The sequence below is a fragment of the Kitasatospora griseola genome (assembly GCF_014648555.1).
Lineage (GTDB): Bacteria > Actinomycetota > Actinomycetes > Streptomycetales > Streptomycetaceae > Kitasatospora > Kitasatospora griseola.
This window is the reverse complement of sequence record NZ_BMRI01000073.1, coordinates 1-8,904: the sequence shown is the minus strand read 5'-3', so window position 1 is coordinate 8,904 and position 8,904 is coordinate 1. Positions and strand designations below refer to the sequence as shown.

The following is an 8,904-nucleotide window of genomic DNA, read 5'->3' as shown; positions in this document are numbered from 1 at the left end:
CGATCAGCGCAGATGCAACGGCGCTACACGTTCCGGTGACGACGAAACCGACATCACGTCACTTACCGCCCTCTGAGGCTGCTTCAAACCATCGACAACCGGACCAATTCGTTGCCCCGGGCAGGCCTGATGGTAGGCCATCAGTCCAGTCGGGCAGCGTCACCTGAGACGACTGCAGATCGCAAACAACCTCTGAGCTTGACGTTTAACCAGCTTGCACGCCGATCTGCCAGTTGACTGTTCCGTCGCCGGGCAGCATCGGCTGGTGGACCGGCTCCAGGCGACTGCGATTGTCGTAATGCAGCATCGCCTGCGCGACGCAGTGAAGCCAGGCTGCCAGGCTCGGCCAGCCGACGAAGCAAGCGGAGTCGTCGTGGGCGGCGCGCCCGAGATGGTCGTGCCACAGACCGGGTCCCGCGTCGATGAAGTGCTCATCTCCATCGCTTCCCGCAAACGGCACCCACAGAGTCCCCCACCACGGTTCGTCGTGCTGGTCCGAGTCATCGGCATCCCAGATGCTCATCCGCATGTCGCGGATCTCCACGATCCTCTCAGTGGAGTACAGAGGGCCGCAGGGAAGAACACCCAGGTAGGAGCTGTCCCCGTCGTGGCACTGCAGCGACTCGCGCAAATCGGCGGGGAGTGTGAAGCCGAGCTGCTCCTCGGTCCGGTCGATCGCCTCGGGCGACGCTGGCGGGCGGAGCGCGACCTGGCTCGCCGGTGCATGCTTCGCCAGCCAGCCGTCGATGAGGTGCCAGGACTCGGCCACGGGCGCGATCACCGGACTGATACCGATGCGTGGGGGCTCGATCATGGACCCGTAGCTTGCCCGATCGCTGTGACACCGGAAGAAGCGGCCCCAGACTCAGTCGAGTTGCCTCGCTGCGGCTGCGTGGTTCGTCGTGGTTTGGTGCCCTTTTGATGGTGGGCGGGTCGGGCGTACGCCTCGCCGGCGGCCAGGACTCTTCCGACCTCGTGGCGGGCGGCGGGGCGCTGGTTTCTCGAGCCGGGCGGTCGGCCGGGTCCGGCGCGGCTGGGTTTCGGTGCAGCGATCGACGTCGGCCGGGCCGGTGCCCGTGCGCGACCACCAGAGCCAGACCGGACGGTTCACCCCGCCGCTGGGCAGCTTCTCGACGGCGAGCCGGATCACCGTACCTTCGAGGAGCGGCAGTTCGCCGTCGTGGTCCAGCCGGCCGCCCGGCGGGTCAGGCGCGGGTGGAGCCGGTCCCAGGCCCGGACGGTGGGGCGGTGCCGTAGAACTCGTAACACGATCTTGCTGATCGTTGCTGGTGGGGCGTAACCGATGTGACGATTCGTCCGTTCGTGATGGCGTGAGCAACAAGCCTTGGGCCGTGGACGACGAGCTGTGGGCACGGATCGAGCCGCTGCTTCCGGCATGGCCCGAGCGGTCACCGGGCCCGCGTCCCGTGGACGACCGGCGCTGCCTGCAGGGCATCCTGTTCGTCCTCTACACCGGCATCACCTGGCAGCAGCTGCCGCTGGAACTGGGCTTCGGCTCCGGGCAGACCTGCTGGCGACGGCTCGGCCGCTGGCAGGCCGCCGGGGTGTTCGAGGCCCTGCACCGCATACTCCTGGCCGAGTTGAACGCGGCCGGCCTGATCGACTGGACGCGCGCCTGCGTGGACGCCTCCCACGTACGCGCGAAAAAAGGGGCGAGGCAACCGGCTCCTCGCCGGTCGACCGCCGCAAGACCGGCAGCAAGCACCACCTGATCAGCGACGGCGGCGGCATCCCGTTCCACGTGATCACCACCGCCGCCAACGTCAACGACGTCACCCAGACCCTCGCCCTGGTCGACGGCATCCCACCGGTCGCCGGCCGGGTCGGCCACCCTCGTCACCGTCCGGACGCCCTGCTCGGAGACAAGGGCTACGACAGCAACCCCAACCGCCGCGAGCTGTGCAAACGCCGAATCCTCCCGGTCATCTCCCGCAAGGGATCACGGGACATCATCGGCCTCGGCAAGCTCCGCTATGTCGTCGAGCGGACCTTCGCCCAGCTCCACCAGTTCAAGCGCCTCGCCGTCCGCTGGGAGCGACGCCTCGACCTCCATAACGCCTTCGTCTCACTCGCCTGCGCACTCATCTGCTGGCGACGCCTGAATGCCCAAGCCCAGTGATCGTGTTACGAGTTCGTAGCGGCGGGTCGCGGTGCGGGTCACCACCTGCTCCTTGCCCCAGGTGGCGGGGTCGCCGAAGACGAACTCGCCGCCGTGCTTGGGCGGCCGGCAGTGCGGGTCGGCGCATCACCCGGTCCAAGCGGAGTCGGCCGAGGACCTGCACCGGCAGGTCGCCGAGCAGGTGCGCGATCCGCAGGGCGTCGTAGCCGGCGTCCATCACCACCAGCGCCTCCGGATCACCCGCCTTCCACTGCCCCGCGCCGATCAACCAGCCCACTACGTCGCGGAGTTGGGCGGCGGTGACGGCCGCGACGTCGGCGCCGGGCTCCAGCCGCACCGCGTCCAGCACCGCCGTCCACGACGTCCGCCCGGCTTCCAGCGCGACCACGAACGAGTACGGCCAGCCCGGGATCATCTGGTGCTTGGCGTCGCCGCGGCCGAAGGTGTGACAGAACGAGCGGTCCGGGCAGGTCTCGGCGTCCGGCCGCAGCCACGGTGAGACGTCCACCGACAGGACCAGGCGGCCGTCGGCGGCGCGCGGCAGCGGCAGGCCGGCCAGCTCGATCCGTATCCGGTCGACACGTCCACCCGGCCGCGGTTCAGCGCGCCGTAGAGGGCTCCGTGCCCGCGCCGGTGCTCGGGAGCCAGCACCAGGTCCACCAGCGTCCTCACCGGCCCGTCGGTGCACAGCATCGCGTCGGTCAGCTCGAACAGCGCGTCGCGCCGCCCGGTCAGGCAGTCGTAGAAGACCCCCCGGAAGCGTGACAGTCCCGCGAACGGCTCGCCCCGAACACCCTGCTGCACCACACTCACCACTGCGGCCTTCGCATCAAGTCCTGTACCTCTTGGTCGAGTTCAGAATCATGCGAAGGCCGCACCGCCGTCCCCGGAACACCCGAACGAGTGATCACCAGACCCGTCTGTTCGAAGCCGAACGTTAAACGACAAGCTGACACCGGATTCCATGCCCCACCAGCTGCGGACCGCCAAGCAGGCCCATCACTCCAGCGAGGGATGGTGCAACACCTGTTGCAGGCGATCGCGCTTCTAACACCGCTGCTGAGCTGGGCCGATCTACTTCGCATCCTCGCGCAATACGAATATTGCCCTGGAGAATGCAGGTCGTGAGCAAGCTCCATCCGTCCGTGAAGTCGACGGTGGCTCCGTACCGGAACCCGGGCGGGGCCGGGCAGGTGCTGTAGCGCTCGGCGCGGACGACGGTGCCCTTCTGCTCGCTGGCGGCGAGCGCGGTCAGCAGGGCCTGCTCGATCTCGGCGACCTGGGCCTTCCCGCCGCCGGGCAGGTCGGGCGTCGGCTGCTCGGCCAGCTGCTCGCCGTAGGCGGCGGCCGGGGCGGTGTTGGACGCGCAGGCGATGGTCCAGTAGACGGTGCCGGCGTCCTTCGCGGTGACCGCGAGGCTGTACGGGCGGTGCAGACTGCAGCCCTCGGCGCAAGTGCTTACGAAGGCCAGCCGCCATACGGCACGGTGATGAGTTCCATCGCGTGGCCAACCGGGTCCATGAAGTACACGCCGCGTCCGCCATCGTTGTGATTGATCGCGCCAGGGTGCTGCCGGTGCGGGTCGGCGTAGTGCTCGATACCGCGCTGTGTGATCCGCGCGTATGCCGCATCGAACTCCGCCTCGGAGACCAGGAAGGCGTAGTGCTGCGGGGTGATCTTGTCTGCGGGGATCGTAGCGAAGTCCAGCGTGACGCCATTACTCAGGTCGACCGCGATGAACGGGCCCCACTCTGCGGTGATCTCAACGCCCAGCAAGTCCGTGAAGAACTCGGCAGACTCCCGGTTGTCCCGGGCATGAACGATCGTGTGGTTCAACTCAACTGACAAGGAATGCCTCCGAGGGCATCTCCCGACACCTCCATGCCTCACCCAGTCGGCGACCGGCACGCGATGTTGCCGTGGATCTTAGCCGTTGTTCCAGCGCGGCGGTAGGCGATCAGGACTGCGGCTATGCCGACCACGGCGAGGAAGCGTTCCTAGCAGCGGTGCAGGCCCCGACATCCGGCAGGCCCCGACATCCGGCAGGCCGGGGCGACCACGCGCGGCGATGTGCTTGCCCGAGCAGGTCCGCTGCACGCCCGGCCGCTGGCCTGGCTTTCCCTCATCCGGGGCCAGCCGATCGTGACAACCGGCAGCGGACAGAAAGGCCCCGGGGGCATTCGGACAGTTCCAATACCCGACGTCACCATTAGTACTGCAACGGTGCTTAGTGGTCGGCGTCGCAATTCCTTCGGGGGTTGGTCAGGTTGTGAGGGCTGTGGAGGATTCTTCTGGGTGATCGGCGGCATGTCGGTCGAGCCTGGCCAGTAAATCGTTCAGGTCGGAGGTGGTGAACTTCCACTGGAACGGCTGTGCCGTGGCGTTGTAGCGGTCTTCGAATGCTCGGAGCCGGTCCGAGACCTGCTTCAGGTCGGTGAAGTCGCTGGGTGAGACGACCTTGCGTTGGACGACGGAGAAGAAGATCTCCACCTGGTTCAACCAGGAGGCGTGGACGGGGGTGTGGACGAGCACGGCGGTCGGGTGGGCCGATGCCAGCCGGTCGGCGGCTTTTCGGCCGCGGTGGGAGGAGCCGTTGTCCACGACCCAGAACACGCGCTTCGCGCTAGCGTACGGCTCCTGGCTCATGACCTGGTTGACCAGGGCCATGAAGGGGGAGATGCCAGTGGTTGGCTCGCAGCGGCCGAAGACCTTCGCGTGGTGGACGTCGTAGGCGGCGAGATAGGCCAGGGCCCCGCCGCGGCCGTAGGTGTGGTTCACCCGCATCGTCCTGGCCTGCCCGGGGGCCAGGGTGGGGTGACAGCGGCAGCGGGCCTGGACTGAGGTTTTCTCGTCGGCACTGATCACGTACTCGTCCGCACTGAGCGCCTCGCCCTGCCAGGTGCGGGCGTACAGGTCAAGGAGGCGCTCGGCCTTGGGGCGGAAGGCGGGGTCGGTGATGAAGATCCAGGACTGGTACTGCCAGGGCTTGAGCGCGTCCTGCTTGAGAAAGCGCCGCACGGTGGAGGCGGAGATTGTGCCGACGATGGCCCGGGCGACCGCCTTGCGCGCCAGTTCCGGGGCCGACCAGCGTGCGAGCGGTGTGCCGCTCTCGGCGGGCAACTGGCAGGCGAGGGCCTTGACCTGGGCAGCCTGCAGCGGCGTGAAGGAGGCGGGACGGCCGGACCGCTTGAGGTCGCCGAGGGCGAGCAGTCGAGATGCGGCGAAGCGGCCGCGCCACGTACGGACGGTGTCCAGGTGCAGCCCGGTCTCACGGGCGATGCGGGCGTTGGACCGGCCCCGGGCCGCGTGCAGCACGACGTGGGCGCGCTGCCGGATCCGGTGCTCGGTCCTGTGGCCGTAGGCCATTTTCTTCAACCGCTCCCGCTCGGAGGCGGTCAGGGTTATCGGGCAGGCCGAGGGAACGGGCAAGGCAGGCAGGCCGATCGCGAGAAGTGGATGACGATAGGTCGACGGCACGCGCCCTTCCTGCGCGGTGCCGCCCTGTACCGCGTCTTTGGTCAGTTGGTGGCCGTCAGTGCCTCGCGTGCGGTGGTGAGGATCTTCTCGGAGAGTGGGGAGCCCTTGGTGGCGCGGGACAGGATGAGTGCGCCGAGCATGGTGCAGAGCCGGGTGATGCCGTCCTGGTCCTCGGTGGCGAGCCAGTCGGCGAAGTCGCCGACTCCCTGGGTGTAGACGCGGCGGGCCTCGCCGTCTGCGCCGTCGCGGGCCATGTCGCCGGCGAGTGCGGCGGCGGGGCAGCCGTCCGCGGCGCTGTCGCGGTGCTCGGTGGAGAGGTAGGCGTCGATCAGCGCCCGCTGGGCGGCGTCGCGCTGTCCGGCGTACTGGTCGAGGCCGTCCTTGTGGTGGCGGGCGAGTTCGGCGAAGGCGTGGGCGGTGGCTTCGTCGACGAGTGCCTCCTTGGAGGTGAACTGCTTGTAGAAGCCGCCGTGGGTCAGGCCGGAGGCCTTCATGAGGTCGGCGACGCTGACGTGGGTGCCCTGTTCCCGAAAGAGCCGGGAGGCGGTCTCCACGACCCGTCGGCGGTTGTCCCGTGCCTGTGCCTGCGATACGCGGCCCATCGGTCACCCTCTCAGTTGGATGTCGAGTCGAATCTATTCTAGACTCCAGTTTAGATGTTGGATGAAATCTATCGTGGCGATCAGCTGCCGCCCACTACGTCGGGAGTGCTCATGGAACTGAAGAACGCGGTCGCGGTGGTCACTGGCGCCAACCGGGGGCTCGGGCGGCATCTTGCCGCCCAGCTCGTGGAGCGCGGGGCCAAGGTGTACGCGGCGGCCCGCCGCCCCGAGACGGTGGACCTTCCGGGCGTCGTCCCGCTGCGGCTGGACGTTACCGACGCGGAGTCGATCCGGGCGGCGGCCCGCATCGCCGCCGACGCGACGCTGCTGGTCAACAACGCGGGCATCTCCACCGGAACGCCGCTGATCGCGGGCAGCCCGGACGCGGTGCGCTTGGAAATGGAGGTGAACTTCTTCGGCCCTCTCGCCGTGACGCGGGCTTTCGCCCCGGTCATCGAGTCCAACGGCGGCGGCGGCGTGCTCAACGTGCTGTCGGTCCTGTCCTGGCTGCACCCGGCCGGCCTCGGCGCATACGCTGCGGCGAAGGCGGCGGCATGGGCGCTGACCGGCGCGGTCCGAGAGGAACTGGCGCCCCGCGGCATCACGGTGACGGCGCTGCACGTCGGGTACATGGACACCGACATGGCCGCCGGCGTTCCCGCCGACCAGAAGGCAAACCCCGCCGAGGTCGCCACCCAGGCCCTGTCCGCCGTGGAGGGGGGCCTGCCCGAGGTCCTCGCCGACGAGACCACCCGGTACGTCAAGCAGAGCCTGGCCACGTCGCCGAACGCGGCGTGAGAAGCACTCCGCCGCATCGGCGTGGGGCGCCGTGAACCAGCAGTGACTAGCAGAAAGTGGCTCGTACCGGGGCAGGCCCGGAAGCGAGCGGAGATCGCGTTCGGGTACGGACGGGACACGGAGACGGAGAGATGAAGACCTACCTGATCGAGAAGTACGGCGACCAGTCGGCGGTGCACGCCGCCGAGCTGCCCGATCCGCAGCCGGGTCCCGAGGATGTCCTGGTCGAGATCCACGCGGCGAGCGTCAACCCGCTGGACTTCAAGATCCGCGACGGCGCCTTCAAGAGGATCCTGCCGTACCGCCTTCCGCTCGTCCTGGGCAACGACCTCGCCGGAGTGGTGGTCCGGGTCGGCTCGTCGGTCACCCGCTTCGCGGTGGGCGACGAGGTCTACGCCCGGCCCGACAAGGATCGCATCGGCACCTTCGCCGAACTCATCGCCGTCCACCAGGACGACCTGGCCCCCAAACCCGCCGTCCTCACCATGGTGCAGGCCGCCTCCCTCCCGCTGGTCGCCCTCACCTCCTGGCAGGCGCTGGTGGAGAAGGCGCACGTCCGGCCGGGCCAGAAAGTCCTGATCCACGCGGGCTCCGGCGGAGTGGGCACCATCGCCCTCCAGCTGGCCAGGCACCTGGGCGCACATGTGGCCACCACCGCGAGCGCGGCCAACGCCGACCTGGTCAAGGAACTCGGCGCGGACGTGGTCATCGACTACCGCGCCCAGGACTTCGAGCAGCTCCTGGACGGCTACGACGTCGTCCTGGACACCCTCGGCGGCGAGACCCTGGAGAAGTCGCTGCGGGTCCTTAAGCCTGGCGGGAAGGTCATCAGCATCGCCGGGCCGCCCGACGCGGACTTCGCCCGCGAGCTCGGCGCAAACCCGCTCCTGCGGCAGGCGATGAACGCGCTGAGCTTCAGGACCCGGCGCCGTGCCAAGCGCCACGGCGTCACCTACTCGTTCCTGTTCATGAAGGCCGACGGCGGCCAGCTGCGCGAACTCACCCGGCTCGTCGACGCCGGGCAGATCCACCCCGTCGTCGACCGGGTCTTCCCCTTCGACCGGACCCGCGACGCCATGGAGTACGCCGAGAAGGGCCGCGCGAAGGCCGGCAAAGTCGTCATCGCGATGGAGTGAGGTCTGCCGGCCGGTCCCCGCCTCCACCTGACCGGCCGGCCTCGGCAGACGAGTGGATCCCCCCTCCCCGCCACCACAGGAATCGACCAGAGGTGCACCGCGCGCCCCTCCCACTCATCCGGCCGCCGGCCCCGCGCCCGCAGTCGGAAGACCGGGAAGCCGTCCTGCGCACACCCGCGAGGACGAAGCGGCCGGAGCGAGGCCGCGGTAGATCCGAGACCGAAGGGCACACCCATGAACGACACGCATGAAGGTAGCGGCGGCACGGTGATGTCCTACCGGGACGCACCGACCCGCACCGTCACCGCCGACCAAGTGACCTTCGCCTACCGCGACCTCGGCCCCCGGTCCGGCATCCCGGTGATCTTCCTCACCCATCTTGCCGCGGTACTCGACAACTGGGATCCCCGTGTCGTCGACGGCATCGCCGCCAGGCACCGGGTGATCACGTTCGACAGCAGGGGCGTCGGCGCGTCCACCGGTTCGACACCCAAGACCATCGAGAAAATGGCCGACGACGCCGTCACCTTCATCCGGGCACTCGAGCTCGACCAGGTGGACATCCTCGGCTTCTCGATGGGCGGGATGGTCGCCCAGGTGATCGCACAGAACGAACCGCAACTCGTTCGCAGGCTGATCCTCGCGGGCACAGGACCCGCCGGTGGCAAGGGTATTAAGAAGACATCTCATTTGGAGAGCCGCCGGGTGCAGATGAGGGCTGCGGCGATGCTGGCGAAGGCGGCGAAGTGGT

General features: G+C 68.7%; 10 protein-coding genes and 1 pseudogene. 4 read left to right on the top strand and 7 right to left on the bottom strand.

The annotated features are described in order from the left end of the window. Positions 1 to 205 precede the first annotated feature (205 nt). Together IEZ12_RS36770 and IEZ12_RS39875 are read right to left on the bottom strand one after the other, a co-directional pair. On the bottom strand, positions 206 to 814 hold the full coding sequence (locus IEZ12_RS36770) for an SMI1/KNR4 family protein (protein ID WP_189278702.1): 609 nt from the start codon (positions 812 to 814) through the stop codon (positions 206 to 208). Beyond that, positions 811 to 1,242, bottom strand: a pseudogene (locus IEZ12_RS39875) (hypothetical protein); the annotation flags it as partial. The gene IEZ12_RS36770 and the pseudogene IEZ12_RS39875, both read right to left, overlap by 4 nt. Before the next feature lie 110 nt (positions 1,243 to 1,352). On the opposite strand from IEZ12_RS39875, the gene IEZ12_RS36765 reads away from it, so the two are divergent. Continuing rightward, positions 1,353 to 2,140 (top strand): IS5 family transposase gene (locus tag IEZ12_RS36765; RefSeq protein WP_373295568.1). Its coding sequence is split into 2 segments (ribosomal slippage): positions 1,353 to 1,665 and positions 1,665 to 2,140, totalling 789 coding nucleotides; the frame shifts between segments, so codons are not numbered across the junction. On the opposite strand, the gene IEZ12_RS40770 is transcribed toward IEZ12_RS36765, so the two are convergent. From IEZ12_RS40770 to IEZ12_RS36745, 5 genes are all read right to left on the bottom strand, one after another. After that, on the bottom strand, positions 2,103 to 2,660 hold the full coding sequence (locus IEZ12_RS40770) for a transposase (protein WP_373295570.1): 558 nt from the start codon (positions 2,658 to 2,660) through the stop codon (positions 2,103 to 2,105). The two genes, IEZ12_RS36765 and IEZ12_RS40770, sit on opposite strands and share 38 nt — an antisense overlap. Next, entirely contained in the window at positions 2,552 to 2,944 is a 393-nt protein-coding gene (locus tag IEZ12_RS40765; RefSeq protein WP_373295569.1) for a transposase, read from the bottom strand. Before IEZ12_RS40765 ends, IEZ12_RS40770 begins: the two co-directional genes overlap by 109 nt. A gap of 654 nt (positions 2,945 to 3,598) precedes the next feature. Continuing rightward, the gene (locus IEZ12_RS36755; protein WP_189278698.1) at positions 3,599 to 3,988 is read right to left on the bottom strand and encodes a VOC family protein; all 390 of its coding nucleotides are present in this window, start codon (positions 3,986 to 3,988) and stop codon (positions 3,599 to 3,601) included. Positions 3,989 to 4,402: 414 nt separating this feature from the next. After that, positions 4,403 to 5,617, bottom strand: a complete 1,215-nt coding sequence (locus IEZ12_RS36750) for an IS630 family transposase (RefSeq protein WP_229848691.1) — start codon at positions 5,615 to 5,617, stop codon at positions 4,403 to 4,405. 41 nt (positions 5,618 to 5,658) lie between these two features. Continuing rightward, entirely contained in the window at positions 5,659 to 6,219 is a 561-nt protein-coding gene (locus IEZ12_RS36745; RefSeq protein ID WP_033824400.1) for a TetR/AcrR family transcriptional regulator, read from the bottom strand. A gap of 111 nt (positions 6,220 to 6,330) precedes the next feature. On the opposite strand from IEZ12_RS36745, the gene IEZ12_RS36740 reads away from it, so the two are divergent. The 3 genes from IEZ12_RS36740 to IEZ12_RS36730 all read left to right on the top strand — a co-directional run. Then, complete coding sequence (locus tag IEZ12_RS36740; protein ID WP_189278695.1) at positions 6,331 to 7,017, top strand: SDR family oxidoreductase; 687 nt, start codon at positions 6,331 to 6,333, stop codon at positions 7,015 to 7,017. Between the two features lie 131 nt (positions 7,018 to 7,148). Beyond that, entirely contained in the window at positions 7,149 to 8,153 is a 1,005-nt protein-coding gene (locus IEZ12_RS36735; protein ID WP_189278693.1) for an NADP-dependent oxidoreductase, read from the top strand. A gap of 234 nt (positions 8,154 to 8,387) precedes the next feature. Then, positions 8,388 to 8,904: alpha/beta fold hydrolase (locus IEZ12_RS36730; RefSeq protein WP_229848689.1), on the top strand; the 517-nt coding region annotated here is incomplete at its 3' end.